This is a genomic window from Alkaliphilus transvaalensis ATCC 700919, assembly GCF_000621485.1.
Lineage (GTDB): Bacteria > Bacillota > Clostridia > Peptostreptococcales > Natronincolaceae > Alkaliphilus > Alkaliphilus transvaalensis.
In genome coordinates this window covers 1-25,380 of the sequence record NZ_KK211287.1, presented here as the reverse complement: position 1 = coordinate 25,380, position 25,380 = coordinate 1, and the positions used below count along the sequence as shown (strand labels likewise).

The following is a 25,380-nucleotide window of genomic DNA, read 5'->3' as shown; positions in this document are numbered from 1 at the left end:
TATATAAAGAGATGGAGGTGGGAAGTCATGGAGAAAGGATATATTAAGGAGCTTACTGAACTGAAGAGTTGTTGTCACCATCGGTTAAATAGTAGTGAATGCTGTGTTGAAGAGATTGGAGAAGTAGTTCAAAAATTGGTAAGAGTACTTCAAGTTTTTGAAGAAAAAAGGATAAAGGCCAAAGGCTTTACTAGCTCAAGATGCTATGCCCTTATGACTATTCTTGAGAAGGAAAAGATAACAATGAACGACTTAAGTGAAAGAATAGGACTTAATACCAGTACGATGACAAGAATCATCAATAACTTAGTTAGAGATGGTTATGTTGAAAGAGATAGTGACCAGCAGGATAGGAGAATTGTGATCGTAAAACTAACAGAAAGTGGAAAAGAAGCAGCTAGAGAGCTTAAAGAAGATATCAATGATTTTTATAAGAAGATTATAGGGAATATTCCTGAAGGTAACGTGATGAAAGTTTTAAGTTCTGTTTCAATCTTATTAAATGCCTTCGATCAAGCTTATTTAGAGATGGAATAAATGAAGTGCATTTACACTATTACTAAAGGGAAAAATGATTATGGCGGTTGAGGGGGAATCTATCATAATGGCGCAAATACTTAATGATTTACCATCAGTTGAAACCGAAAGACTTATACTAAGAAAATTTTGTATAGAAGATGCTGTGGATGTTTTTGAATATATTTCTGATCCAGAGGTATGTAAATACGCCCGATGGTATCCCTTTAAGACGATAGAGGAGGCAAAACAGATTATAGAACAGCGCCTAAAGGAGTATGCCAGTCATAGCGGAGGGTTATGGGGGGCTTATCATCGGGATAAAAGAAAAATTATAGGAACTGTAGGTTTTTTTAATATTGATGTTAATAATCTTAAGGCAGAGCTTGGATATACTTTTGCTAGAAATTATTGGGGACAGGGCTATGCCACAGAAGTTGCTAAGGTTTTGGTTACTTTTGGTTTTAATAAGCTGAAGTTGGAGAGAATAGAAGCCCGTTGTCATGGGGATAATGAAGCTTCTATAAGGGTTCTAGAGAAAATTGGTATGAGTTATGAAGGTACTTTACGAAAAGATTATAGAAAAAATGGAGTTTTCCATAATACCAGTATTTATTCTATATTAAAGGAAGAATACTTAAAGCAATAGATATAATTTTTAAAAGTCCATAGCCCATAAAGGGTTGAGGAAATTACATAGTATCATAACTCTGAAATTATAGTCCGGTTATGCAAATGAAAAGCTAATATTAATGATACAATTTCAACGATCAAAAACCGATAAAAGATTCACGATAAGTGAATATTTTATCGTTTTTTTGTGTTCTAAAAGAATGAAGAGTCATCATTATAAGGATGTATATAAAACTAATATAAGGGGGTATTATAGATAAGGTAACATAAAAATAATAGGATAAGGAGTCATCTTTTATGGAGCCGATTAGTATAGGATGGATGAAAATACCTAAAAAAATGAGACAAAAACTACTAAATAACTCTTTTTGTGCTGATTGTGGTGACTTTACGAAAATAATAGATTATACAATAGAGGAAGACTACTTTGGTTTAATCGTACAAGGGAAGTGTCATCAATGTAGACAGGAAATTGTTAGAGTTCTTGAACGTTAGGCTTCTTGAATGTTAATGATTAATAAAAATTCATATGCATTACCTTCTAATAAACCCTTTACTTTATAAAAAAATTAGAGTAAAATCAGAAGGGTTAAGGAGGGTGATTAGAATGGTTAAGTTAGAATTAAAAGATAGGACATTTTACAGTAAATTATTGACAATTGCTTTGCCAATAGCCTTGCAAAATCTTATATCCTCCTCGCTAAATATGGTAGATACAGTGATGATTGGTAGATTGGGAGAAGTAGAAATTGCAGCAGTAGGTTTAGCAAACCAATACTTCTTTCTTCTAGTATTACTTCTGTTCGGAATAAATAGTGGAGGAGCAATATTTGTTTCTCAGTTTTGGGGAAAACGGGATTTAACTAATATAAAAAAGGTTTTAGGGATTACTATGCTATTTGGAGGCGGAATAAGTCTTGTTTTTGCAGCCTTAGCATTTTTTACACCGAATGTCATATTGCGGGTTTTTACTGATGATCAAACTGTAATGAACTTAGGAAGTCAGTATCTAAAGATCGTCTCCCTAAGCTATCTTTTGACGGCTATCAGTTTTGCTTTTTCCTTTGCCTTAAGAAGCATTGGTCAAGCTAAACTTCCAATGGTAATCAGTGTCATTTCATTGATTACCAATACAATATTAAATTACGTTTTAATATTTGGATTTTTAGGGTTCCCAGAAATGGGAGTTAGGGGAGCTGCGATGGCAACCTTAATTTCAAGAGGTGTAGAAATCACAACACTATTATTAATTATTTACGGGCAAAAAATGGAAGTTGCTGGTAAGCTTTCAGAAATGATTTCTATTCCTAAAAGTTTACTAAAAACATACTTTAATACTGGGATGCCTGTTATTTTAAACGAGGGCCTTTGGTCATTAGGGGTTACAATGTACTCTATTTCTTATGCAAGAATCAGCACAGAAGCAATCGCTTCAGTACAAATTGCAAATACAGTTTCTAGTATTTTTATGGTTGCAGCCTTTGGGTTAGGGAATGCCTGCGCTGTCATGATTGGTAATTCCATAGGCGCCAATAAAGAAGAAGAAGCCATTGTTTATTCAAAACGTTTTACCGTGTTAAGCCCTATATTTGGAACAATTTTAGGAATTATGTTATTTATATCAGCACCTTATATTTTAAAACTGTATAATATCTCTGATACTGTTTATTACAATGCAAAAAATATTTTAATGATTATGTCTTTTTTCCTTACTTTTAGAATCTTTAATACAATATTAATTATTGGAATATTAAGAGGTGGTGGAGATACCAAGTATTCTCTTTTCTTAGAGATGGGTTGTGTATGGTTTTTCGGTGTGCCAATGGCCTTTATAGGGGCCCATGTTTTAAAATTACCAGTTTATTGGGTTGTAGCAATTGTCTCCTGTGAAGAGGTTGTAAAAGCCATCATTGGGTATCCAAGGGTAGCATCAAGAAAATGGGTGAAAAATATTGTAGAGTCAATATAGCTTTTATTGACAGGCTTTGATAAAGTATGATAAGATTATTTAGGATTTAAAAGGTAGCGAAAGAGGGAGTAGCTGTAACTTAGTTACGGATAGTGTCAACATACTGACCTAAAAGGTCTGGTGCTATCCACTTTAGTGTTTACTAATCAGTTTTTACTAAAGAAGCGAGACTTTTCCGTTTAATAGGTTGAAGTGTATTATCAGCCATTAAACGAGAAGGTCTCTTTTTTATTTTATCATCTTAATCGAAATCTAAATTTTAAGGAGCTGGTTTATTTGTTCTCAGAATTAATTAATGCATTCTTCTTTATTTTTATGGCAGAGATGGGAGACAAAACCCAAATACTTGCAATGGCCTTTGCAACAAAATATTCCCTTCATAAAGTTTTGCTAGGAGTAGCGCTAGGTTCCTTTCTTAATCATGGGCTAGCTGTTCTTTTAGGTACATATCTAACCCATCTTATTCCGCTAGACAATATTAGATTATTGTCTGCCTTTGCTTTTGTTGTTTTTGGCTTATGGACCCTTAAGCTAGAAGAAGATGAAGGTGAAGAAGCTAGTAAGAATAAATTTGGCCCGATTTTAACAGTAGCATTAGCTTTTTTTATAGGAGAATTGGGAGATAAGACCCAACTGACAGCCATTACCCTTTCAACACAAGCAAATTACCCCCAATTCATTTTAACAGGAACAGTGCTAGGCATGGTCTTTACCAGTGGTATGGGGGTATATGTAGGTAGTAAACTAGGCAAAAAGATACCAGAACTAGCATTGAAATTGATATCAGCATCAATATTTATTATTTTTGGTATAATAGCTTTAATAGAGTCAGTTCCTAGCCAATTTATGACTATTCCCAATATCACTTTATTTTCTATTCTTATGGTGATGGCTATTGTTTATCGTCTAAGGAAGGTAATGAATAGGTCACTAGAAGAGACATCCTTTAAAAAGGTGGCAGGAGAACTTTATCTAAATACCCAAAGAATTCAGCAAAGTTTACAAACGGTTTGCACATTAGATACTGAATGTGAAGCCTGTCGTAGGGGCAATTGTACAATTCGCTGTTTACAGGAGCAATTGGCAAAGGCCCAAGTTACAGAAAAGTTTTTAGTAGAGGAAGAATGGGACATTCCCTTATGTAAGGGCAATCAGTATGACCCTAAAAATTTAAGGGAGAGTTTAATGGAAACCCTGAATACCTGTCTAGAATGTCAATATCATCAAAAAAATTGTGTTGGAAATCAAACAAGAGTTACATTAGAAAAGCTTTACTTTGGTGAAACGATTCCCTTTGATGGAAGTAAAAAGGACTATTTCTTACAAATTAAAGAAAGGGACCCTCAATTTTATAGGGAATTTATAGCGCAAAAAGAAAATAATAATCTGAAATAAAGTGAAAAATGGTAATAGGACTTGTACCAAACTATTGGGAGAGGTATTATAATAGATAGTAGTTTATGTAAAGGAGAGGATCACTTCATGGAAAAAAGTAAAAAAGATACCCGAGTGGTGATAGGAATGTCGGGAGGAGTGGATTCTTCTGTTGCGGCATTGTTGTTGAAGCAGGAAGGATATGATGTAATCGGAATATTTATGAAAAACTGGGATGAAACAGACGATTTTGGTTATTGTACAGCAGCAGAAGACTATGAAGATGTTAGAAAGGTTTGTGACCAAATCGGCATCCCTTATTATACGGTCAACTTTGAAAAACAGTATTGGGATAAGGTATTTACATACTTTTTGGATGAGTATAAAAAGGGTAGAACCCCTAATCCTGATGTAATGTGTAATAAAGAGATTAAATTTAAGGCATTTTTAGAACATGCATTACAATTAGGAGCAGACTATTTAGCAACTGGTCATTACGCTCAAGTAGATTATCACAATGGAGAATATAGATTATTAAGGGGAGTAGACACAAATAAAGATCAAACCTACTTTCTAAATGCCCTAGGTCAATATCAACTTTCTAAAGCAATGTTTCCTATTGGGAATATTGATAAAAAGAGAGTAAGGGAGATTGCTTTAGAGAATAATCTTGCAACTGCCAAAAAGAAAGACAGTACAGGAATTTGTTTCATAGGTGAAAGAAACTTCAAAGAATTTTTAAGTAATTATCTTCCTGCTCAACCAGGCGAAATTAGAAGTTTAGATGGCGAAGTAAAGGGAAAACATGACGGGCTGATGTACTATACTTTAGGACAAAGAAAAGGATTAGGTATTGGGGGCGCAGGTACTGGCCAACCTTGGTTTGTAGCATCAAAAGACCTAGAAAAAAATATATTATATGTAGTACAAGGAGAAGAACATCCTGCTTTATTCTCAGAGGGATTACTGGCTACAGATGTTAATTGGATAAATGACAAGTTACCAGAAAGCCCGCTGAAATGTACAGCTAAGTTTAGATATCGTCAGCCAGATCAAGGAGTAACAGTTTTTGTAACAGGCGAATCGACTGTAAAAGTGATTTTTGATAAACCTCAAAGCTCCATTACTCCAGGCCAAGCTGTCGTTTTTTATGATGGAGAAGTTTGCCTTGGTGGGGGCACTATCGATAAGGTATTAAGAAGCTAAGATAAACTGAAAGAATAGCATAAATAGAAAAAATCGATTATAAAACTGGAAATAATAAAAACTGCTCTTATTTTAGATAGGAGCAGTTTTTTTAAATATTCCTAGATATCCTTTAGAATTGTATGTAAATTATTAAGGCCTTCTTCTAAACTATCATCTACAATACTAGCTCGGTCTACATGGCTTATCAGTTTATGATGCATTGTTAAAAGGAGCTCGTCTGATCGCTTAGTCTGATTTAAAATATCCTGTATATGTCTTTTTTGTGATGCGGTTAAATGATTAACTTCCTCAATTTCTTCTTGTACTTGATTAAAACCATCTACAATTTCTCCCATTTTACCAGAGACAACATCTCCTATAATTCTTCCTTTTTCTATGGTTTTAATACTTTCTTTGCTATTACTTAGAGCGACAGATATTTCCTTCTGAATGTTTGTTACAAGACTTTCTATAGACTTTGTACTTGTAGCAGTCATTTCTGCCAGTTTTCTAACTTCATCAGCTACTACAGCAAAACCTTTGCCTTGATCACCGGCTCTGGCCGCTTCTATTGCTGCATTTAATGCAAGAAGATTAGTTTGGGAAGCAATATCATTAATCGTTTTAATTATACTGGTAATTTCTTTTGACCTGTCTTCTAGTTTTACCATCGATTGAGAAGTAGTGCTTGATTGATGTTGAAGCATATACATTACTGTAGATAATTCTTCTGTAGCGTTACTGCCTTCTTGAGACTTCGAAACACAGTCAGTAGAAATCTTTGTAAGGTTATTACTTCGCTCAGCAATATAGCTAGAAAGTTCGTTGGTTTGATAGGTAATTTGGTTAACCTCATAGATTGTTTTTTTCATTTCTTCTGCTAGAGTAGCTAATTCACCATGCTGTTGATTTACCGATTCATGCTGGTGGATGATCTTACCCATATCATTATAGATTTTATGGATATTTTCTTTTAGAATATCGGTATTTTCATCATTTAGAGAGGGTATTTGATCATTGATAATTAGATTTGAGTTTTTATTTTCATTAAATTTGTTTTTTTTGAAAAACACAAGTGTTGCCCCCTTTTTATTGGTGTTCCGTGAGATTGCTAAGGAATTATGCCATAGAATTGAGGAGATATGGTATTTTGAAGTAAATCCCTCAATAATATTTTAATCATCTTCGGTGAGTAATTCAGTGACTTAGGTCACTTTCATTTAATTTTGCATTTTTATCCATTTTGTGGTATAATATATTTTGAAATAAATGCATCTTTATGTGAAGTATTTATGGTGAAAAAGGCGAAAATGTGAGTTGTTATATGTTTTTAAACAGATAATAATAAACTTTTTCATAGAGCCAAAAGCTATAAAGAAAAACAGAAAAGAGATGGGATTCTCGCGGGCCCAAGGGGGCCAGTGATAGGCTATCAAATGGTGGCTTAAGATGAGTCTTCTAGGCGAAATCTGGGTACTCTTCCTCTATTAAGGGAAGAGTGCTTTTTTTATAGATTTATTAAATTTATTAAATAATTTGTAGGGAGGAGAATAGGATGGAAATATTAAAAAATATTGTAACTAGCCAAGAGGAAGAAATAATTGTTGATGAAACTAATAAGAGGGTGATTTTTTATCAATATGATGAAGATTGCCTGAAGGATCAACTGGAGGAAATTGAGAGAACTGATGAAAAACATGAGATTGAAAAAGTCAGCGTCTATACAGAAGAAGGGGAATTAGAATTGATAGAGAGTTTAGATCTCATTTATGAGGGCAAAATTGATGGCTTTTTTAATGGAAATGATGCATTAATTTACTCACAGTTTATTAATCCAGAAAGATCCCATAGTACACATAAGGAAGTGCAAGAAAAAATTATTCACACAGTAACGAATAAGTATCAAGGGAAGACATCTAATCTAATTTTGCCTGAGGAGTTTGAAATTAGAAAAGCTGACACAAGCGATGTAATTGAAATGGCAAATGTATTTTCAAAAGTCTTTGAAACATACCCTGTGCCAATGGATGAGCCTAAATATATTAAAAAAGTTATGAGGGAAGAAACGTTATTTTCTCTAATTACCCACAAAGATAGAATTGTGAGTATTGCGTCTGCCGATATTAACTCTAAATATAATAATGCAGAAATTACTGATTGTGCGACACTGCCAGAATATAGAGGTAATGGATTGCTAAGTCATATAATAAGTCATTTAGAGGAACGGCTACTAGAGGAAAACGTACCAAACTTATTTTCTTTAACTAGGGCAATTTCAACAGGTATGAATCATGTTATTGCAAAACATGGTTATGAATACAGAGGTACATTGGTTCAAAATTGTGATATTTCAGGGAGTTTTGAGGATATGAATATTTGGGTAAAACAACTATCATAAAATGATGATAAAGGGAATCTAAAGGGATTCCCTTTTTTTGTAGAATAATATACAATTAGACCATGCTAAGATTATATTTAAAGGAGTGGTCACATGGCTAATTTAGGATTTTTTGAAGTCATTCTAACGCTTATGTTGATTTTTATAGGGTATTTGTTATACAAGAAAATTAACAGAAAAAGTTACTTAGGAGAGGAAGTTTATAAGATTCGTGAAGATTATGATAGTATTGTTTTAATCGTTCTATGGATTGTGATTGCAATAATTTTTTTATTAACGATAGTTTTAAATTTGGATTTTTTAAAAAGAAATTTATCTACCTATAACCTATGGGCTTTAACAGGATTTTTAATGGGGACTGCCCTCAATGGAATATTAAAAGGGCTATATAATAAAGAATTAAGGCTAAAAGGGATAACAAATAAAGGTAAAGTCTATTATTGGCGTAATATGATTAAACATTGTTGGGACGAAGATCGTTTAGAGATTCTCTTTAAAACTAGTCAAAATAAAACCCAGACGGTGATATGGTTTGTGAAGGATGAAGATATGGAAGCCCTCAAAAGTATCCTTAGTGATCAATTAATTAAAAAAAGTTAATCTTTCCTTCACAGAATTGACACAAAGTTATACTATAATAAATATAATCAGTAAGCAAGCAAGATGACTTCCTCTTAGTTAATTAATAAAAATGACAGCCTACAGCTGTCATTTTTATTTTGTCGTTGTTAAAAAAGATTAATTATAAGATGTACGTTTTTTGTGCTTAAATCTTCACAAAATCTTCAAAATTCTATTATATAATTTAATTAGCCAGTAGCCAACACACCTGGCTGATAAACTCCTTTTAATATAGATACTCACTTTTAAAAATGATAGCCCAAGGCTATCATTTTTAAATTGTATTGTCTTGAAATAATTAAGTTAAAGCTTTAATTTCACAAACAAAATATGAAAGATTTAATGATGGCTTTAAAGAAGAAATTTACTATCTTCATAGTTTCTTCAAAGTTTAATATTATAATAAAACTGTGATAAGAGAAAAAATAAAAAATAGGAGGCGTTAACTATGAAAAAATTTGTAATGATGCTAACAATGGCAGTAGTTATTGTAGGTTCTGTAGGAGGATATGTTTATGCTCAAAACAATGGGGTAAAGAATGAAAATGAAAGAGCTGCATATGGTAATCACTGTAATAATAATGAAGAAATGATCGTTATTATGGAAGAAGCGGGTTTTGACGAGATGGTAGAGGGAATGAGAACAGGTGATTATAATAAAATGAAAGAAATTATGGAAAATCTATCGGATGAAGATTATAATAGAATGATAGCGATTATGGATGAAAATGGATATGGCAATATGGCCAATATGATGCAATCTATAGGAAGAGAAGAAATGCTTAATATGCATAATTCCATGATGGGGAGAAATGGTATCCCGAGTATGATGAGAAGTATGATGGGAAGAGGTAGAAACTAAAAAGAGAAAGTAAATGCCCAGTATTTTACCGATATTGGGCATTATATATTGTAGAATGGGTGGGAAGGAATGATTAAATGGAGTCGATTAAAAATGTATTGGTCATAGATGATGAAGAAAGCATTGTTGCTGTAATCAAGGCCTATCTAGAGCGGGAGGGTTTTAGAGTATATGTCGCATATAATGGAAAAGAGGCTATACAAAGTTTTTACAAGAACAAAATAGATTTTATGATATTAGATCTAATGCTACCGGACCTCAGTGGTGAGGAAATTTGTAAAGAAATCCGACAAACATCTAATGTCCCAATCCTTATGTTGACTGCAAAGGTAGCAGAAGCTCAGAGAATTAATGGTCTTGATATAGGGGCAGATGATTATTTGACTAAACCATTTAGTCCAAAGGAATTGATGGCAAGGGTAAGGGCAATTTTTCGTCGAACATCTTCTGACAACAACCAAGAATTGATCGTGATTAAGGGTGGAGATCTTTTAATTAGTCCCAATAAAATGGAGGTTAAAAAAGATGATAAATTAGTAGACTTAACTGCTACTGAATTTAAGATCTTATTACTTCTTGCCCAAAACATAGGCAGGGTATATTCTAGAGAAGAACTTATAACTAAGATATTAGGACACGACTATGAAGGTTACGATAGAACCATAGATACCCATATAAAAAATATAAGACAAAAGGTTGAAGATACGAACCATAAATACATCATAACAGTGTACGGGGCAGGATATAAATTTACGGAGGAATAGTTATGCTAAAAGCATTGCAAACTAAATTAACCCTACTAATATTAGGTGGGACATTTGTAGCCATCATTTTAGTCAGTTTAATAATTAATATAACTATATTTCAGAGATTTGATGATTACATGGAGCATGGAGAATCTGACCGTATTGAGGGGGTTCTACAATTATTACATCAATATTATGGGGTATATGGTGAATGGAATGATGCCATTTTTGATGCAATTCGTTATTCCCATGATCTTCACAGTTATGACATCAATATTAGAGATGAAAAAAATGAAATTATTTTCAGTAGTTCAGCTGATGAGGAAATAGAAAATATGCACTATCATATGATGAGAAATATGGACAATCATATGGGAAGGAGCAAAAGACATACCAGCTATTCTACTGATGAATATGAAATAGTTATTGAAGGGCAAAGGGTGGGAACAGTAGAAGTTGGTAGTTATATGCCTTACTTAGTAACAGAAAAGGAGATTCTTTTTTCAAGAGGGGTAAATTCCTCTATATTTTTTGCTGCACTTATCTCGATGGTTGTTTCGCTACTATTAGGAATCTATGCTTCAAAGTTCTTTATTAGGCCAATTAAGGATATAACGACAGTAGCTAATTCCATAAGAGCAGGCAATTTAGGTGTTCAAATAGAAGCAACCGATAATACTAAAGAACTTTTTGAGCTTTCTCAATCTATAAATCATTTATCTAAGTCACTATCAGAACAAAAAGAGTTACGGAAAAGGTTAACTTCAGATATAGCCCATGAACTAAGAACTCCTTTAACGATATTACAAAGCCATATAGAAGCTATTAATGATGGTATTTGGCAGCCGACAGAAGATAAGCTAAATATATGTAAAAATGAAGTAATATACTTGATAAAATTGGTAGAACAGCTACAACATTTGACAGATATAGAAAATCATAAGAATGAACTGGAGATTACACAATATAGTTTAACTCAATTAATTAAAGAGGTGGTTGAGAGTTTTAGATATAATTTTGAAAGAAAGGCTGTAGGAGTTAATATGAATTTAAAGGAAATCACCCTTGAGGGAGACAGAGATAAAACTCGTCAGATCCTTATTAATCTTTTATCCAATGCGTATAAGTTTACTAATCGAGGGGATGCTGTAGAATTATCTTTGGAAGATGATGAAGATAAGGTCTATATTAAAATAAAGGATACCGGGGTAGGGATTCCAACAAAAGATTTACCAAACATTTTTGAACGTTTTTATAGAAGTGATGAATCAAGAAATAGAAAAACAGGTGGAACGGGAATTGGTCTTACTATTGTAGCTAGTCTTATTAAAGCACAAAAAGGTGATATTAATATAAGTAGTCAAGAGGGAATCGGTACAGAATGTAAGATTATATTACCGAAAATTTTGAATTGATTACATTAAAAAACCTAATCTTGGGCACTTTATTCATAGGAAATGCACAAATGAATAAAGTGTTTTTTGTAGTATTTAATAAATTGAACTACAAAATTTTGGTGACTTATTATTGATGTAGGGAAAAAATATGGAAATCTTATGAAACCTATAGTAATATGGTAAGGTAAGCAATTAAGATAAGAAAGGATGATTAATATGACTAAGCAAAACCCAATAGTAACCTTTACAATGGAAAATGGAAACCAAATGAAGGCAGAACTATATCCAGAGATTGCACCAAATACAGTTAATAATTTTATTTCTCTTGTTAAGAAAGGATTCTACAATGGAGTGATCTTCCATAGAGTAATACCTCATTTCATGATTCAAGGTGGAGACCCTCAAGGACTAGGAATTGGTGGACCAGGGTACTCAATAAAGGGAGAATTTACACAAAATGGGTTTAAAAATGATTTAAAGCATACTAAAGGAGTTCTTTCTATGGCTAGGGCCCAAGATCCAAATTCAGCTGGTTCTCAGTTCTTTGTTATGGTGGCTGATTCTCCACACTTAGATGGTGCCTATGCTGCTTTTGGAAAAGTAATTGAAGGGGTAGAAGAAGCAGATAGAATTGTAGCTGTTGATCGTAATCATCAAGATAGACCTTATGAAGAGCAGAAGTTGAAGGAAGTGACAGTAGAAACCTTTGGTGTAGAATATCCAGAACCAGAAAAAATGTAGCCTTTGTGATGTATAAAGGAGGGACAAAGGATGGAAAAGGTAGTAAAACGTTTCTTAGAATATGTTAAATTTGACACTAAATCTGACCCAGAATCAAATACTTGTCCTAGTACTAGCAAACAAAAGCTACTTGGTGAATATCTAGTTCAAGAATTGAAAGAACTAGGTTTAACTGATGCTAATATGGATGAAAATGGATATTTAATGGCAACATTACCGTCAAACTTAGATAAAGATGTTCCAACAATTGGATTCATTGCCCATATGGATACTAGTCCAGACATGTCTGGCGAAAATGTTCAACCAAAACTTATTGAGAATTATGATGGTGGAGAGATTATCTTGAATCAAGAAGAAAATATAATCTTATCTCCAAAGGACTCACCAGAGCTAAAAAACTATGTAGGTGATACTTTAATTACTACTGATGGAACAACTTTACTAGGAGCAGATAATAAGGCTGGTATTGCAGAAATTGTGACAGCAATTGAGTATCTAGTTAATAATCCAGAAATCAAACATGGGACAATTAAGATAGGTTTTACACCAGACGAAGAAATTGGTAGAGGTGCAGATTTATTTAATGTAGAACAATTTGGAGCAGATTTTGCTTATACCATCGACGGGGGTAGAATTGGAGAATTAGAATATGAGAACTTTAATGCTGCAGGTGTAAAGATCAAAGTTAAGGGTAGAAATGTTCATCCTGGCTATGCAAAAAATAAGATGATTAATTCAATGATTATTGCTATGGAGCTAAATAGTATGCTACCTCCTCAAGAAAGACCAGAATCCACAACAGGTTATGAAGGTTTTTTCCACTTGGTTAGTATAAAGGGTGATGTTGAAGAAACATCCCTTCAGTATATTATACGGGATCATTGCAGAGTAACCTTTGAAAAAAGAAAGCAAATGATGGTAGAAATCATCAATCTGTTAAATTTTAAGTATGGTGAAGGAACTGTACAGTTGGACATAAAAGATTCATATTACAACATGAAGGAAAAAATTGAGCCAGTTATTGAGATTGTTGAAAAAGCTAAAGAAGCCATGATAGAGGTTGGTGTTACACCCATTATTTCACCCGTACGAGGGGGAACCGACGGAGCAAGACTTTCTTATATGAAGCTTCCTTGTCCTAACATTTTCACAGGTGGTCATAACTTCCATGGTAGATATGAATACATACCCGTTAATTCAATGAAAAAAGCTGTAGAGGTTATTCTAAAAACTATTGAGATCTATACAAGATAATTATATTTAGTAAAAAATTAACATAAAAAAATATAGTAAAAAATATTTAGATAAAGAATATTAGGTTAAGTATAAAGAAACAGTTGATTAGTGTTTTCCACTAATTAACTGTTTCTTTTGTTGTCTACAGCCACCAAAATATACATGCTTCAGTAGGAAATAGTTAAACTTATAAAAGGAAAAAATAGATAACCCCATTAGAGAAATAGCTAAATTTACTAAACACCAAAATATTCCCTTTGGAATAGTATGTTATTACAGCCAAATGAGTGGTTGAGAAAGATGTAAAAGGAGGATAAACAATGTACCAACAAGACCCTAGACATTATATGCCAATGATGCGACATGGAATTTACCCAATTCCCTTTATGCCTGCCTGTGTTAAATTAGCCAGCGCATATGTGCCATATCAATGTTACATGCAGGCCTATCCCTTACCAGAAGCTTTAATGAAAGGAACACTCTTCCCAGAATTATATCAACCCTATATTCCAGAAGAAAAATTAAAGAAGGAGGGAAATTAAATGCACGACCAAAGAATGGCACTATTAAGACAGATACAAGAAGTTGAATTTGCTGCGTTAGAATTAAACTTATATCTAGATACCCATATGGATGACCAGAGAGCATTAATGGAGTACAATCAATATGCTAAACAGTTAGCAATGTTAAAACATCAATATGAAATGCAATATGGTCCATTATTTAACTTTGGTTTTTCTCCTAGTCAATATCCTTGGAGATGGTTAGAGGGGCCATGGCCTTGGGAACAAGTTTACTAATAATTGAGGAGGGAAATTATTAATGTGGATCTATGAAAAAAAATTACAGTACCCAGTTAAAATTTATCAACCAGACCTAAGAATGGCTAAGTATCTTCTAACACAATATGGAGGCCCAGACGGAGAACTATCAGCAGCCCTAAGATATTTAAATCAACGTTATACCATACCTACTAACGAAGCAAAGGCGCTATTAACTGACATAGGAACAGAAGAATAGGTACCACTATAATGTAAGTGATACCTATTTAGGTAATTTAGGATAGAGTTTAAGGTTAAAATCATCAGGTTTAGTATGCCATCTTCCACTTATCGTTTTAATATATACAACCTTATCTAAAACTTCATTAAGTAATTTATTTTTTATTGCAGGATCTTTTGTGTAATGATAGGCTTCTAATATTTTTTGCACTTTTGGGACTAGAGGGCCAGTAGTTTTATTTTTATTTTCGTTTCTAGTCATTTTTTCTTGTATATACTTTTTATCATTTTCTAATATTTTGAGCCTTTTATTAAGTACTTTAGACCTATCTGCAAAAACTTCTATATTATATACACCTAGTTCTAATAAATCATGTAGGTTGCTTATTTGATTTTGTATCCTTTCTATTTGTATGGTAAGCTTTACTATAGATTTTCTTAATAGGTCAGTTTGCATATCTGTAGGTTTATTGTTGGATTCATTAAGATTAAATTCTAGATAATATTTGTTTAGCCAAGTTTGTAGAGCTTGCAATATTTTTTCTTCTACTAAATGGAGTGCAGAGCTGACATTAGGGCAAGAGGGAATACTACACATTAGTATATCTGGATAATTGTTTTTGTAAGGCCTTCTTATCATTTTTCTTCCACAAAATCCACACGCAACTATACCAGAAAATGGGTTTTTAAGTGATTTATTACCAGTTAATCTAGGGATGGTATTTTTTTTGGAAATCTTTCTAGCTAGTTTAAATGATTCTTCATCTATAATAGCTGGGTGTAGTCCATCTACCAATAATATATCATTATCATTTGCTCTAGGTCTTTCTTTAATCATTTTACCATCCACTAATTTTTTAACTTGGGCTCTAGAATTCCATCGTATCTTTCCTATGTACACTGGATTGCTTAAAATACCTCGAATTGTAGGTGGAGTCCAAACCCCACCCTTAACAGTAGGGATATTTAAATCATTTAACTTCTTAGCAATTAAAGAAGCTCCTAATGTTTTTAAAGTGTTATCCTCCTGCAGTTCGCCAACCGTATAGAGCTTGTAAATAAATTTAACTATGTCAGCCTGTTCTGTATGGGGTTCTAATGTATAACCTTTTTCACCTTCCAGGCTTTTTCTTACATAACCATATGGGGGTATATTGCCTACATATTTGCCTTCCTTTACCGATGCCAGCCTACCAGATTGTAACCGTCTATTAATTGTCTTATATTCTCTTCTAGACATAAATAATCCGAACTCAAAGTATTCTTCATCAAATTCATTCTGAGGATCGTAGGTTTTTATTGGCGTTATAATTTTAGTATTGGAGTACTTAAAGGTTTGAGCTACGATACCTTGATCCATGGTATCTCCACGGGCAAGTCGTTCTATTTCAATAACAAGCACACCATCAAATAATCCTTTTTCTACATCAGAAATGAGTTCCTGCATAACTGGTCTAGAAGCTATAGATTCTCCAGAAACTATTTCCTTATAGATATGCAATATATTTAAATTAAGTTTGTTAGCTAGCTCTAAAAGTACTTTTTCGTGTCGTTTAAGCGTTTCTTCTTCACCTTTTAGCTCAGCTTCAATATCATTCCTTGATTTACGAAGATAGATTGCTACATCCATATTTACACCCTCTTCAACCATTTATCATCTTATTTATAATTATGTGGTAGTTCGGGATTTAACAACAATTAGATTTAGGTATGATAAATAAACTTAAAAATATTTTAGTAGTATTTAAAGTATAAAAGAGATTAAAGGGATATAATTTTTTATTTTAGTTATTAAGCATATTATTAGAAGAAATTTTTGTATAAAAAACGATTTAATGGATGTGAATACTTGAGGAAATTGCATAATACCATAACGCTGAATTTATATTCCACTTATGAAAGAATAAAAACTAATATTAGTTACGCAATTTCCGCAATTATATAAAGCCATTTTGAATTGTGTAATAGGACAAAATAAGCTTTGAATATTTTAAGTATAAAAGGGGTGAATTTATGAAGGAAAAAATAGAGGTTAAAGAATCTGAAAGTATGATAGTGGATAAATTCAAACTTGGAAGTACACAGGTTGAAATATATAATGATGCATATAAAAATAAGACTAAAGAAGATATAGAAAAAATATTAAAGAGAATTGCTTACATAGTACAAAATGAAACTAATATATATCAATAAGAATCATTAAAACATCAATGTTTCATTGTCAGTCCCCAAGGAAGTACGAAAGCTCTAGAGCTATTATGGAAGAAGGTTGAAAATTTAAGGCATAAATTTGTACCCAATTCCCCATACTGTAATTATGTGTTTTGGAGATTTTGGGTTTTCTTCAATTTTTTTTCTTAACTGATGCATATAAACCATAATTGAATTATCATCTATTATTGTGTCACTCCACATATTCTCATAAAGTTGTTCTTTAGTAAAAACCTGTTCAGGATTTTCCATGAAAAATTTCATTAGTAGGTTCTCTTTATATGACAAATCAATTAGTATATCATTTTTATATAACCTATAGGTTTTGAAATCAAACTTAAATGGCCCATTAAGGATAAATTTTGGTAAAGACCTTTGTTCTAATGAGTATTCTTTATAGCTTCTTAGCTGTGCTTTTACATGGGCGCATAAAATAGCTGGGATAAATGGTTTCGTTATATAATTACTTGCACCAAGACCTAGTCCTAAAATCTTATCGTAATCTTCACTTCTTCCACTTACAAATATAATTGGTCCTCTAAATCCTATAGCTTTAATTTCTTTAATTAACTCAAAACCATCCTCATCTTTTAGCATAACATCCAAAATAATTAAATCAAATAGATTGTTTTTTATTAATTTCAGAGATTCCAATCCATTGGAGGCTTCTTCAATATAATAGTTTTCATTCACTAAGCTCTTTTTAATTAATTTTCTCATATAATCTTCATCATCTACAATAAGAATTCTTTGTTTTGTCATATAAATCCTCCTTAAGATTACTTTAGGAAATTGCATAATGCCATAACTTTTAATTGTATATTCTTTTTATAAAAATAGGAAAGCTGAGGCGTACATCGAACACTAAACAGCGAATTTTCATTTTGAATTAATATAAATTAAATGTTAATTATGTAATGGCCTCAACTGTTTATGTAAATCTGATATAATAAATATAGCAAAATTGAATTATAAGTTCAATGATAGATGTTTTAGAATTTGGAGGTGATTGATATTAGACTTCGCAAGTTGTCAAAGAAGATTTTATCAATAATAGCTATATTTTTTATATTATTATCTATGATCCTAATAATAGGATACATTAATTTTACTAACCATAAGAATACGGTCATAAGGCAGCAACAGGAGCATTTACTAACAATTGCAAAGTCCATATCAAGAAGTTTAGACGTATTTATTAATTACAAGACCAATGGTTTGGCTATATTAGCTAAAGAGCCAGTTATTTTAGACGCATTAATCATGTATGAAAACAAAGTCACTTTTAATCAACATGAAGAAATTATAAATAATTTTTTTGAAAAGCATATAGATGAAACAGATGGTGTAATGTTATTTAGTATTAAAGGAGAGTTAATATATGAGTCTCCCCTAAAAAATCCAGTTGCAGATCCACATATTGATGACTCTGTTATAAATCGGGTTTTAAATAATAAAGAGGGTTTTATATCTAAGGAGCATTTATCAAAATCTAGTCAATTTTCTATTAACATAGTGTATCCTGTGATAAAGGATAATGAGGTTTATGGAATTTTAGTTAATACTATTAATTTAAATAAGCTATATAATAATTTAATTCATCCTGTTCAGCCTGGAAAGAAAGGCTATTCTATGGTCAAAAATAGAGAAGGATTTATTTTAATGCATCCAGTGATAGACCAAGTAGGAATAGAATCAATTAAGGTAAGGAAGGAAAGGTATCCAGATCTTGATTGGAGAGAACTTGAGGAATTAAACAGAAGGCAGCTAGAAGAAGGTGAAGGGCATTTCGTATACAATTCAAAATGGTGGCAGGATACTGAAGAAAAATTAACTAAGAAAATAAATTCATATACAACCTTTGAAAAAGAAGATATATCTTGGATTATATCTGTTCAAATGGATTATAGAGAAATAGAAGAACCTATTAGGGGTACCTTAATTAATATATCATTAATTGCTTTTTTTATTATCATTATAGTAATAAGTGGGCTTTATGTGATTTTTAAGATTGAAAAAAGAAGAAAATCATTGGAGATAGAAACTAGATATTTAAAGGAGTTAAATAAAACATGGGAAGAATTACTTAAAAGTGAGGCTAGGTTAAGACATTCACAAAAGCTTCAAACTATTGGCGTCTTAACAAGTGGTATTGCCCATGAATTTAATAATTTACTCTCTCCTATACTAGGCTATTCAGCTATAATAATAGAAAATATTGATAGTACTAGTACTATTTATGAAGATATATTAGAAATAAATAAGAGTTCATTAAAAGCTAAAGAAATTATAAATCAAGTTTTAATGTTTAGTAAAGCAGATCCTATAGTTGCTGAATTCAAGTATTTAGAAGTAGGTTCTAGTATAAATGAAAGTATTAATCTTATTAAACCAATTCTACCTCATAATATTAAAATAACAATCAATGTTAATAGTAATGAACAGATCTTGGGGAATTCGACACAACTACAACAAGTTCTGATTAACTTATATACCAACTCATATCATGCAATGAAATTGGTGGGTGGCACTTTTGAGATTAATGCTGAAGATATATATATTCAAAGTGAAGAAAGTATTAAATTAAATTTATATCAAGGGAAATATGTAAAAATTCAAGTTAAAGATAATGGTGTTGGTATGGATGAGAACACTTTAAATCAAATATTTGAATACTTTTTTACAACAAAGGAAGCAGGTCAAGGTACAGGATTAGGTTTAGGTGTTGTGCGTAGTATCGTAGAGAATCATAGGGGGAAAATATTCGCAAAAAGCAAAGTGGGTGTAGGGACCATCATGGACATATATTTACCCGCTGTAGAAAAATCATGCGACAAATCTTAGTAAATTTTAAGAATTACTAAGAATTATTTAAGACTTACCAATTATACTTTATCTTAGGTTAGTTAAATATCAAACAAATATATTACTTAAGGTAAAGGAGAGAACTTAGATGAAAAAAATTAAAAAATTCCTAGCTATAATACTGACTTTATTATTAGTATTATCCTTAGGAGCCTGTCAAACAAATAATACTAGTAATAGTATAGAAGAACAAGAACTTGTAAATGGTCAATTTGTAGGAGAAGGTAGAGGTAAAGGTGGATCAGTGAAGTTAGAGGTAACTTTTGAAGACTCTGAAATTAAAGACATAAAAGTTTTAGAACATAGAGAGTCTGACTACACAATACCAGTTATTATAGATTTAACTAACCAAATGATTAAATTAAACTCTACAAAAGTCGATATTGTTTCTGGTGCTACATTAACTAGCCATGCAATAATCAATGCTGTAAACGATGCTATAAAAAAATCAGGAGCAACTCTAATTGCACGAGAAATGACTCAAGAACCTGAGAAAGCAGAAGATGTCTCAACAGACATAGTTATTATAGGAGCTGGGGGCGCGGGATTATCTGCAGCTATAGAGGCGACTAATGAAGGTGCAAAAGTAATCGTCGTAGAAAAAAATGCTTTTATGGGTGGAAATACAAACTATGCTACTGGTGGAATGAACGCAGCTGGAACTAAGCATCAAGAATCAAAAGGTATAAAAGATAGTCCAGAGATACATTTTCAAGATACAATGAAGGGTGGTCACGACAAAAACGACCCAGCTTTATTAAAAGTATTTACTGATAAAGCTGCAGAAACCGTTTATTGGCTTGAAGGATTAGGAGCAAAGTTATCTGAAATTGGAAGATCTGGCGGACAAAGTGTAGATAGAATTCATAAAGGTCCTGAGGGTATGCCTATAGGAACCCACCTTATGGATGTATTTGCTAATCAACTAGAAAAGCTTAATATTGATGTTAGATTAAATACCAAAGCAGTAGAATTTATTTCTGAAGGTAATAAAGTAACAGGTATAAAAGTAGAAAATAAAGATGGAAATACTTACAATATAAATGCTAAAGCTGTAATAATTGCATCAGGTGGTTTTGGAGCTAATCCAGAGTTAGTTACAAAATATAAACCAGAACTAGAAGGCTTTGGAACAACAAATCAACCAGGAGCAACTGGCGATGTGTTTAGTATGTTAGAAAAACTTGATGTAGCTTTAACTGATATGAAAGAGATTCAAACTCACCCTACAGTAGTTCCTAGAATAAATGAAATGATAACTGAAGGGGTAAGAGGTGATGGAGCTATATTAGTAAATAGAGATGGAAAAAGATTTATAAATGAGCTAGAAACTAGAGATACAGTATCTAAAGCTATATTATCTCAAGAAGGTAAAAGTGCATTTTTAATCTTTGATCAGCAAGTAGTAGATACAGCTAGTGCTATAAAAAAATATAGAGAAGCTGGATTATTGACAGAAGCAACTTCTTTACAGGAGTTAGGTGAAAAACTTAAAATAAATGCCACTCAACTTGAAAGTACGGTAGAGGCCTATAATGAGTATTATAAAGGTCAAAATGATACGGAATTCGGTAGAAGATTATTAAATGTAGAGCTTGCAAATGCACCATTTTATGGGGTAGAAGTATCTCCTGCTATTCACCACACTATGGGTGGTATTAAAATTAATACTAACACAGAAGTAATCAACAACTCAGGTAATGTTGTAGAAGGATTATATGCTGCTGGAGAGGTTACAGGAGGAATACATGGTGGTAATAGAATTGGTGGTAACGCAGTAACTGATATAACTGTATTTGGAAAGATTGCAGGAAAAAATGCAGCAAATGCTATAAAAAATAAATAATTATATAATAAAGATAAGTCCTCATAAAACCACTCTCTACTGATAAGGTGTTTAACTTTTATCAGAGAAGAGTGGTTTTATATGTCCACAAGTTAAATGAACATAGATAAAGTTTTTAGCAATATTTACAAAATTTAAGGGTTTTTTCCGACTTGAGTATCATTCTAATAGTTAAATCATACTTGCTGCGAAATGAATGGAATCATTAATTTAGTAGTTATAAAGTTGAAAACCCTACAATAGATGGATTATATTATAATTTTTTAATCTCAATAATTTGTAAAACTTATTACTGATAGCATACTGGAACAGAAGAATTGGCCCACGTAGAAGTAATTGTAACAATGATCTATCAGTTAATGAAGGATGCAACTGTTGAAGAGTTAGAAGCAGCTGGTTTAGGATCAAATTATGCAATTCGTGATGGGGCTTTATTCTACACAGATGCCAATGGGGTACCTTGGACTGCAACCTATATTCAAGCCCATGCAGACCCAGTAACAGATTTACATGAAGACATGGCAGCAGAACAGAAGGCAAGAGCGGTATATGAGCACCTACTTAATTTAACAGATGATCCCGGATTAAAAGATACACTAAGGTTCCTTAGAGAGAGGGAAGTAGTACATTTCCAACGTTTTGGGGAAGCTTTAAGGATTGTTCAAGAATATCAAGAAGCTAAGAAAATTTATTAGGCTCTTATCTTAACTTAGGGCTTTCCTTAATATTAGATTATAAACCATCGGTTCTAGGACTGATGGTTTATTTGTATTTCTCCTAACTGATAAAATACTATACTAAGTATAGTTAAAAACGATAAATAGTAGGGTGGTATAAAATAGATAAATTATTTTGTGGGAGAAGGAAATGCTGTCGAAAGGAAGAATAATATAATTATGGATTTTTTACCAAAATTAAGAAGTGTGTATGCTTATAAATATATTTTCATTAAATTTTTATGTAAGGGGTTAAGCAAATGGGGTAACTATAAACCAGAAAAATGATAAAGAGCTATTAGTTTCATTTAAATTTAATTCTAGTTGGGTTGAAAAGATAAAAAAAGTTGGAGGGCGTAAATGGGATCCAGAAAATAAACATTGGGTTATTCCAAATACAATGAATAGCAAGGCACAATTAAATAGCATATTTGAGGCTGAAGAAATTATTTGGAACATAAATGAGAGATTAGAGAATAGTAGCAGAGAAAAAAATATTTATAGTTTAGATGCTGTCATATTTAGCTTAAAAAAACAATTAATATTGAAGGGATATACGAATAAAACAATTACTGCTTATGTAGGTCACGTAAAAAGATTCTTGCAGTACACTAATAAAAAACTAGAAAATATAGTTGGGGATGATGTTGAAGTATATATGTTTATGCTGTTGAATGAGCAACAAAACAGCCACTCTTATGCTAATCAGTCATTAAGCGCAATAAAATTTTTTTTTAAGTATGTCCTTAAAAAGGATTATTTAACATATGAAATTCATAGACCTAAAAAGGAAAATAAACTGCCAGAGGTACTTAATAAGGAAGAAATATTTGCTATATTCAGTAAGGTAAGTAATTATAAGCATAAAGCTATTTTATTTCTAATATATTCTTCTGGTCTTAGAGTTGGAGAAGTGGTAAGGCTTAAAGTTGAGGATATTGACGTAGAAAGGATGATGATACATATACGACAGGGAAAAGGTAGAAAGGATAGATATACAATATTATCTGAAGTTGCACTAAAAGCTCTAAGAAAATATGCAACTATAGAAAAACCAAGAGATTGGCTTTTCTCAGGCAGCAAGGAAGGAAGTTTTTTAACTGAGCGCTCTGTCCAAAAAGTATTTAGTAAGGCATGTAAAGATGCAAAAATTAATAAAAATGCATCCGTCCATACACTAAGACATTCTTTTGCGACACATTTATTAGAAGCAGGTACAGATTTAAGATATATACAAGAATTATTAGGTCATAAAAGCTCTAAAATAACTGAGATATATACCCATGTAAGTAATAAGAGTCTTAGTAAAATACAGAGTCCTTTAGATAGGTTGTTAGATGAGCAGAATAATAATAAGGTTTTTTGAAAGATTCAATAAGAAGTCGATATTACTGAACTAAAGTTCGTAAATACCACTTGAAATGATATGTAAAAGGAACTTGTTGTCGGTAATATGACGTTATATGCCATCAAATTACAATTGCTATATGAGCGGATATGATAGATCGAGAGAATTAATGTTGAATAGTATATTAATTATGCAAAGTAAGGATACGGCATTGCTTAATCGATATCATTACATAGGAATAAAAAAATTAACCCAAAAAGGAAGTATAGGCATGATTACAGTAGTAGGTTGTGTAATTTGCAACAAGAATAAAATTCTAATGATCCAACAAGGGAAAAACCATATAAGAGGATTATGGAATTTTCCATCAGGAAAGTTAGAGAAAAATGAAAGAATAGTGGATGCAGTTGTTAGGGAAGTTGAAGAAGAAACGGGCTACAAAGTTGAACTTTCTGGGTTAATAGGAATATACAATTTTTTTAGTGAGGCTAATGAACAGATAATAATGGTATGTTATGTTGGTAAAGTGAAAGGCGGAAATTTAGAACACGATAATGAAGAGATAATTGATGCAAAATGGCTATCTACTAGTGAGATTTCTCAATTAAGAGATGAAGAACTTAGAAATCATAGCTTAATTAGAAAAATAATTAATGATTTAGAAGACAAAAGTTTAATACCAATTGACATTATTAATGATTTATTTTAGTCGACGAATTAACCTTAGAGTGCATCATTTGCAGTGGAATTCTGGATGTAAATTAACTGACAGCATATAACAGTATGTTTACATGAGGTGCTGGAAGGCACGTTTTAAGGGTAAGTCATTGCACCACATCCCTTCACCGGGAACGAAGTTCCGCCAAGGGGTAGGGTCCGGCGGGTCCGGTTCAGGGACGTCGTAAACACGGAGACGTTAATTGACACCACAATGTTGGGGCAGCACGTTGAGGTCAATGGTTTCGTCCCATGTTACTGAACATCAGATGAAAGCTGGGAAGCCTTACGGAATATATTTTTTCAGCAGTATTGAATAGGTATTTTTATAATTGCAACGAATTTGGGGAGGGAATTATTAATGACATTTGAAGAATTAAAAGAAATTGCACAAAAAAAAGTAAAACCTAGAAAAATGTCTTCAGATTGCTATGTTGCATCTGTTGCAAGTGCATTGATAACTAAGAATGGAAATGTCTACATTGGTGTATGTATTGATGCCCCTAGCAGTATGGGTTTTTGCGCAGAACATTCTGCTATTGCTCAAATGGTAACAAATGAGGAATCAAAAATTTGCAAAATAATTGCAGTGGATGAGTATGGGAAAATCCTACCACCATGTGGAAGATGTAGAGAATTTATATATCAGATTGATAAAGATAACTTAAACACGGAAGTGATGGTTGGCGAGAAGAAAGTTGTTACAATTGGAGAACTACTTCCTTATCAATGGAATTAGTTATGTATGCAACTCAATCAGAAGATAAGAAAATTTGTATTTCTTTTTAGTACTGATGAATAACTAAATGTCACTAGGGAGCATATCATCTTATATAAATGTGGCATAAGAAAGTGCGATAGGGTTGTGGCATCAACTAACAATGCATTGTCGGCTCCGCTGTGCTCCGACCCAAACCTTTTCGCTGGGAGACAAGCTCCACCAAGAGGTATTTCTTTGAGGTCCAGCTCAAAGGCTTCGGCAATGCGAAACGTTA

General features: G+C 32.4%; 24 protein-coding genes and 2 pseudogenes. 23 read left to right on the top strand and 3 right to left on the bottom strand.

Going from position 1 to position 25,380, the window contains the following annotated elements:
- The first annotated feature begins 27 nt into the window (after positions 1–27).
- From T335_RS0116965 to mnmA, 6 genes are all read left to right on the top strand, one after another.
- On the top strand, positions 28–537 hold the full coding sequence (locus T335_RS0116965) for a MarR family winged helix-turn-helix transcriptional regulator (protein ID WP_051569379.1): 510 nt from the start codon (positions 28–30) through the stop codon (positions 535–537).
- Positions 538–604: 67 nt separating this feature from the next.
- On the top strand, positions 605–1,165 hold the full coding sequence (locus T335_RS0116960) for a GNAT family N-acetyltransferase (protein ID WP_026478590.1): 561 nt from the start codon (positions 605–607) through the stop codon (positions 1,163–1,165).
- Positions 1,166–1,446: 281 nt separating this feature from the next.
- A complete protein-coding gene (locus T335_RS0116955) occupies positions 1,447–1,644 on the top strand; it encodes a hypothetical protein (RefSeq protein ID WP_026478589.1) in 198 nt (65 codons plus the stop codon).
- Between the two features lie 112 nt (positions 1,645–1,756).
- A complete protein-coding gene (locus tag T335_RS0116950; protein ID WP_026478588.1) occupies positions 1,757–3,118 on the top strand; it encodes an MATE family efflux transporter in 1,362 nt (453 codons plus the stop codon).
- A 276-nt stretch (positions 3,119–3,394) separates the two neighbouring features.
- Positions 3,395–4,513: a TMEM165/GDT1 family protein gene (locus tag T335_RS21785; RefSeq protein ID WP_051569378.1), complete on the top strand. Its 1,119-nt coding sequence runs from the start codon at positions 3,395–3,397 to the stop codon at positions 4,511–4,513.
- Positions 4,514–4,600: 87 nt separating this feature from the next.
- Complete coding sequence (gene mnmA / locus T335_RS0116940) at positions 4,601–5,698, top strand: tRNA 2-thiouridine(34) synthase MnmA (RefSeq protein WP_026478587.1); 1,098 nt, start codon at positions 4,601–4,603, stop codon at positions 5,696–5,698.
- 101 nt (positions 5,699–5,799) lie between these two features.
- Here the strand turns inward: mnmA and T335_RS22875 are convergent, their stop codons facing one another.
- The gene (locus T335_RS22875; protein ID WP_026478586.1) at positions 5,800–6,753 is read right to left on the bottom strand and encodes a methyl-accepting chemotaxis protein; all 954 of its coding nucleotides are present in this window, start codon (positions 6,751–6,753) and stop codon (positions 5,800–5,802) included.
- Between the two features lie 482 nt (positions 6,754–7,235).
- Here T335_RS22875 and ablB point away from each other — a divergent pair, with 482 nt between their 5' ends.
- The 10 genes and pseudogenes from ablB to T335_RS0116885 form a co-directional block, all read left to right on the top strand.
- The gene (ablB, locus tag T335_RS0116930; RefSeq protein WP_026478585.1) at positions 7,236–8,078 is read left to right on the top strand and encodes a putative beta-lysine N-acetyltransferase; all 843 of its coding nucleotides are present in this window, start codon (positions 7,236–7,238) and stop codon (positions 8,076–8,078) included.
- A gap of 93 nt (positions 8,079–8,171) precedes the next feature.
- Positions 8,172–8,678, top strand: coding sequence for a hypothetical protein (locus T335_RS0116925; protein WP_026478584.1), 507 nt, complete (start codon positions 8,172–8,174; stop codon positions 8,676–8,678).
- Between the two features lie 469 nt (positions 8,679–9,147).
- The gene (locus T335_RS0116920; protein ID WP_026478583.1) at positions 9,148–9,561 is read left to right on the top strand and encodes a hypothetical protein; all 414 of its coding nucleotides are present in this window, start codon (positions 9,148–9,150) and stop codon (positions 9,559–9,561) included.
- A 77-nt stretch (positions 9,562–9,638) separates the two neighbouring features.
- Entirely contained in the window at positions 9,639–10,325 is a 687-nt protein-coding gene (locus T335_RS0116915; RefSeq protein WP_026478582.1) for a response regulator transcription factor, read from the top strand.
- A gap of 2 nt (positions 10,326–10,327) precedes the next feature.
- Complete coding sequence (locus tag T335_RS0116910) at positions 10,328–11,722, top strand: sensor histidine kinase (RefSeq protein ID WP_026478581.1); 1,395 nt, start codon at positions 10,328–10,330, stop codon at positions 11,720–11,722.
- Between the two features lie 198 nt (positions 11,723–11,920).
- Positions 11,921–12,445, top strand: a complete 525-nt coding sequence (locus T335_RS0116905; RefSeq protein ID WP_034328842.1) for a peptidylprolyl isomerase — start codon at positions 11,921–11,923, stop codon at positions 12,443–12,445.
- 30 nt (positions 12,446–12,475) lie between these two features.
- Entirely contained in the window at positions 12,476–13,699 is a 1,224-nt protein-coding gene (pepT, locus tag T335_RS0116900; RefSeq protein WP_026478579.1) for a peptidase T, read from the top strand.
- 302 nt (positions 13,700–14,001) lie between these two features.
- The gene (locus T335_RS21170; RefSeq protein WP_034328840.1) at positions 14,002–14,223 is read left to right on the top strand and encodes a spore coat associated protein CotJA; all 222 of its coding nucleotides are present in this window, start codon (positions 14,002–14,004) and stop codon (positions 14,221–14,223) included.
- Positions 14,224–14,481: a spore coat protein CotJB gene (locus tag T335_RS0116890; RefSeq protein ID WP_026478578.1), complete on the top strand. Its 258-nt coding sequence runs from the start codon at positions 14,224–14,226 to the stop codon at positions 14,479–14,481.
- 22 nt (positions 14,482–14,503) lie between these two features.
- Positions 14,504–14,698, top strand: a pseudogene (locus T335_RS0116885) (manganese catalase family protein); the annotation flags it as partial.
- A gap of 27 nt (positions 14,699–14,725) precedes the next feature.
- Here the strand turns inward: T335_RS0116885 and T335_RS0116880 are convergent.
- Positions 14,726–16,312 carry a recombinase family protein gene (locus T335_RS0116880; RefSeq protein WP_026478576.1) on the bottom strand — a complete coding sequence of 529 codons (1,587 nt, stop codon included), beginning with the start codon at positions 16,310–16,312 and terminating at the stop codon, positions 14,726–14,728.
- A gap of 383 nt (positions 16,313–16,695) precedes the next feature.
- Between T335_RS0116880 and T335_RS21165 the strand changes: the two genes are divergently transcribed.
- On the top strand, positions 16,696–16,875 hold the full coding sequence (locus T335_RS21165) for a hypothetical protein (protein ID WP_034328839.1): 180 nt from the start codon (positions 16,696–16,698) through the stop codon (positions 16,873–16,875).
- A gap of 84 nt (positions 16,876–16,959) precedes the next feature.
- On the opposite strand, the gene T335_RS0116870 is transcribed toward T335_RS21165, so the two are convergent.
- Positions 16,960–17,655 (bottom strand): response regulator transcription factor, encoded by a 696-nt coding sequence (locus tag T335_RS0116870; RefSeq protein WP_026478575.1) that lies wholly within the window; start codon positions 17,653–17,655, stop codon positions 16,960–16,962.
- Positions 17,656–17,898: 243 nt separating this feature from the next.
- Here T335_RS0116870 and T335_RS0116865 point away from each other — a divergent pair, with 243 nt between their 5' ends.
- From T335_RS0116865 to T335_RS0116835, 6 genes and pseudogenes are all read left to right on the top strand, one after another.
- The gene (locus T335_RS0116865; protein WP_242837324.1) at positions 17,899–19,737 is read left to right on the top strand and encodes a sensor histidine kinase; all 1,839 of its coding nucleotides are present in this window, start codon (positions 17,899–17,901) and stop codon (positions 19,735–19,737) included.
- Between the two features lie 109 nt (positions 19,738–19,846).
- Positions 19,847–21,604: a flavocytochrome c gene (locus tag T335_RS0116860; RefSeq protein ID WP_026478573.1), complete on the top strand. Its 1,758-nt coding sequence runs from the start codon at positions 19,847–19,849 to the stop codon at positions 21,602–21,604.
- A 314-nt stretch (positions 21,605–21,918) separates the two neighbouring features.
- Positions 21,919–22,299: pseudogene (locus T335_RS21160) on the top strand (manganese catalase family protein); the annotation flags it as partial.
- 421 nt (positions 22,300–22,720) lie between these two features.
- Positions 22,721–23,686: a site-specific tyrosine recombinase/integron integrase gene (gene xerA / locus T335_RS0116845; protein WP_207640690.1), complete on the top strand. Its 966-nt coding sequence runs from the start codon at positions 22,721–22,723 to the stop codon at positions 23,684–23,686.
- A gap of 154 nt (positions 23,687–23,840) precedes the next feature.
- Positions 23,841–24,377 carry an NUDIX hydrolase gene (locus T335_RS21155; RefSeq protein WP_051569377.1) on the top strand — a complete coding sequence of 179 codons (537 nt, stop codon included), beginning with the start codon at positions 23,841–23,843 and terminating at the stop codon, positions 24,375–24,377.
- A gap of 369 nt (positions 24,378–24,746) precedes the next feature.
- Complete coding sequence (locus T335_RS0116835; RefSeq protein ID WP_026478571.1) at positions 24,747–25,124, top strand: cytidine deaminase family protein; 378 nt, start codon at positions 24,747–24,749, stop codon at positions 25,122–25,124.
- The last annotated feature ends 256 nt before the right edge of the window (positions 25,125–25,380 follow it).

What these genes read in the sequence shown, in the direction of transcription:
- T335_RS0116965 (WP_051569379.1), top strand. Translation starts at nt 28, where the DNA reads ATGGAGAAAGGATATATTAAGGAGCTTACTGAACTGAAGAGTTGTTGT.
- T335_RS0116960 (WP_026478590.1), top strand. Translation starts at nt 605, where the DNA reads ATGGCGCAAATACTTAATGATTTACCATCAGTTGAAACCGAAAGACTT.
- T335_RS0116955 (WP_026478589.1), top strand. Translation starts at nt 1,447, where the DNA reads ATGGAGCCGATTAGTATAGGATGGATGAAAATACCTAAAAAAATGAGA.
- T335_RS0116950 (WP_026478588.1), top strand. Translation starts at nt 1,757, where the DNA reads ATGGTTAAGTTAGAATTAAAAGATAGGACATTTTACAGTAAATTATTG.
- mnmA (WP_026478587.1), top strand. Translation starts at nt 4,601, where the DNA reads ATGGAAAAAAGTAAAAAAGATACCCGAGTGGTGATAGGAATGTCGGGA.
- ablB (WP_026478585.1), top strand. Translation starts at nt 7,236, where the DNA reads ATGGAAATATTAAAAAATATTGTAACTAGCCAAGAGGAAGAAATAATT.
- T335_RS0116925 (WP_026478584.1), top strand. Translation starts at nt 8,172, where the DNA reads ATGGCTAATTTAGGATTTTTTGAAGTCATTCTAACGCTTATGTTGATT.
- T335_RS0116920 (WP_026478583.1), top strand. Translation starts at nt 9,148, where the DNA reads ATGAAAAAATTTGTAATGATGCTAACAATGGCAGTAGTTATTGTAGGT.
- T335_RS0116915 (WP_026478582.1), top strand. Translation starts at nt 9,639, where the DNA reads ATGGAGTCGATTAAAAATGTATTGGTCATAGATGATGAAGAAAGCATT.
- T335_RS0116910 (WP_026478581.1), top strand. Translation starts at nt 10,328, where the DNA reads ATGCTAAAAGCATTGCAAACTAAATTAACCCTACTAATATTAGGTGGG.
- T335_RS0116905 (WP_034328842.1), top strand. Translation starts at nt 11,921, where the DNA reads ATGACTAAGCAAAACCCAATAGTAACCTTTACAATGGAAAATGGAAAC.
- pepT (WP_026478579.1), top strand. Translation starts at nt 12,476, where the DNA reads ATGGAAAAGGTAGTAAAACGTTTCTTAGAATATGTTAAATTTGACACT.
- T335_RS21170 (WP_034328840.1), top strand. Translation starts at nt 14,002, where the DNA reads ATGTACCAACAAGACCCTAGACATTATATGCCAATGATGCGACATGGA.
- T335_RS0116890 (WP_026478578.1), top strand. Translation starts at nt 14,224, where the DNA reads ATGCACGACCAAAGAATGGCACTATTAAGACAGATACAAGAAGTTGAA.
- T335_RS0116880 (WP_026478576.1), bottom strand. Translation starts at nt 16,312, where the DNA reads ATGGATGTAGCAATCTATCTTCGTAAATCAAGGAATGATATTGAAGCT.
- T335_RS21165 (WP_034328839.1), top strand. Translation starts at nt 16,696, where the DNA reads ATGAAGGAAAAAATAGAGGTTAAAGAATCTGAAAGTATGATAGTGGAT.
- T335_RS0116870 (WP_026478575.1), bottom strand. Translation starts at nt 17,655, where the DNA reads ATGACAAAACAAAGAATTCTTATTGTAGATGATGAAGATTATATGAGA.
- T335_RS0116860 (WP_026478573.1), top strand. Translation starts at nt 19,847, where the DNA reads ATGAAAAAAATTAAAAAATTCCTAGCTATAATACTGACTTTATTATTA.
- xerA (WP_207640690.1), top strand. Translation starts at nt 22,721, where the DNA reads ATGAATAGCAAGGCACAATTAAATAGCATATTTGAGGCTGAAGAAATT.
- T335_RS0116835 (WP_026478571.1), top strand. Translation starts at nt 24,747, where the DNA reads ATGACATTTGAAGAATTAAAAGAAATTGCACAAAAAAAAGTAAAACCT.